We start from the raw sequence: 1,699 nt of genomic DNA on the forward strand, positions 1-1,699 counted from the left end.
CAAACGGAGGGCCAGGTCACCAAGCTCAAACTTCTCAAGCGCTCAATGTACGGACGTGGGAACCTCGATCTCTTGCGCCGTCGACTCCTCTTGGCCGCGTAAAACCACACAACCTGCGCAAGAGCCATTGAAGTGGTCCTCCATGAAGTATGGTTTTTGGACCATCAGAGGATGAGAGCATGCCGAACAAGAAGCACAAGCCTGAAGAGATCGTCGCGAAGCTGCGGCAGGTCGATGTCCTGATTTCACAGGGACGGAGCGTGGCGGAGGCGATCCGGGCGATCGGCGTCACGCAGTTCACGTATTATCGTTGGCGCAAGGAGTATGGCGGCCTGAAGGGGAGCCAGGTAAAGCGTCTGAAGGATCTGGAGAAAGAGAACGAGCGGCTGCGCAAGGCGGTCTCCGATCTCACACTCGAGAAGCTGATCCTCAGCGAGGCTGCCTCGGGAAACTTCTGAGCCCTTCCCGCCGTCGGCAATGCGTTGACCACGTCGTCTCGGAGCTCGGCGTATCCCAACGCATGGCATGCCGTGTTCTGGGGTAGCATCGGTCGACGCAGCGCAAGAAGCCGACCGGCCGGGCTGATGAAGAGGCGCTGACCGTTGACATCATCCGTCTCGCCAGCGAGTACGGTCGGTACGGCTACTGCCGGATCGCCGCGATGCTGAAGAGCGAAGGCTGGACGGTGAATGTCAAACGTGTCGAACGAATCTGGCGGCGGGAAGGGCTCAAAGTTCCGCAGAAGCAACCCAAGAAAGGCCGTCTCTGGCTGAATGACGGATCATGCGTCCGTCTGCGGCCAGAGTATCAGGGTCACATCTGGTCCTACGACTTCGTCGAGAGCCGGACCCATGACGGAAGGAAGTTCCGCATGCTCAACGTCATCGACGAGTTCACGCGGGAATGCCTGGCGATCCGGATCGATCGAAAGCTGAACTCGATCAACGTCATCGATGTCCTGACGGACCTGTTCATCCTGCGTGGTCCGCCTGGACATGTACGGTCAGACAACGGCCCGGAGTTCATCGCGAAGGCGGTCAGGGAATGGATCGTCGCAGTTGGCGCGAAAACGGCGTTCATCGAGCCCGGCAGTCCATGGGAGAACGGCTACTGCGAAAGCTTCAATTCCAAACTCCGCGATGAGCTTCTGAACGGTGAGATCTTCTACTCGCTCAAGGAGGCAAAGATCGTGATCGAAAGCTGGCGCCGCCATTATAACACGGCGCGTCCGCACTCATCGCTCGGCTACCGGCCGCCCGCTCCGCTGGCCGTGCAATGGCCGACTCCGCTCAACGGACCAGTGTCGCCCGCTACGCCAGCCATGGCGCAGAGGCCGACCTTGCACTAAGATTTACCCCGGACCACCCAGTTGGGGCAGGCCAGTCGCGTCCGAAATCCCGGCTTTGCGGCAGACCTCGGCCACGGCCGTCCCCTCATCGGCCTGCTTCAACACAAAGGCGATCTGCGCCTCGGTGAACGTCGACTTCTTCATGGAATTCTCCTTGTCCCGATCCCGGGATCATAAGTGGAAAATTCCAACCCAAAACGGTTCGAATTCCTGGGGGCAATGTCGTCGTCCGTGAAGAAAGCTCGTCAAGCGGCGTCGGCGGTTTGACGGGTGCCGAATAGGCTGATGATCGCGATCTGGATGAAGGCGACAAAAAGCTCCAGCCAAGCGAGGATGCGGCGGAAGTTGTAG

At 59.4% G+C, this 1,699-nt stretch carries 2 pseudogenes; one reads left to right on the top strand and one right to left on the bottom strand.

What is annotated here, in order from left to right:
* Positions 1 to 179: 179 nt before the first annotated feature.
* Positions 180 to 1,348: pseudogene (locus GTK09_RS27025) on the top strand (IS3 family transposase).
* A 33-nt stretch (positions 1,349 to 1,381) separates the two neighbouring features.
* On the opposite strand, the pseudogene GTK09_RS27030 reads toward GTK09_RS27025, so the two are convergent.
* Positions 1,382 to 1,492, bottom strand: a pseudogene (locus tag GTK09_RS27030) (transposase); the annotation flags it as partial.
* Between the last annotated feature and the right edge of the window lie 207 nt (positions 1,493 to 1,699).

This window comes from Jiella pacifica (assembly GCF_010500815.1).
Classification (GTDB): domain Bacteria; phylum Pseudomonadota; class Alphaproteobacteria; order Rhizobiales; family Rhizobiaceae; genus Jiella; species Jiella pacifica.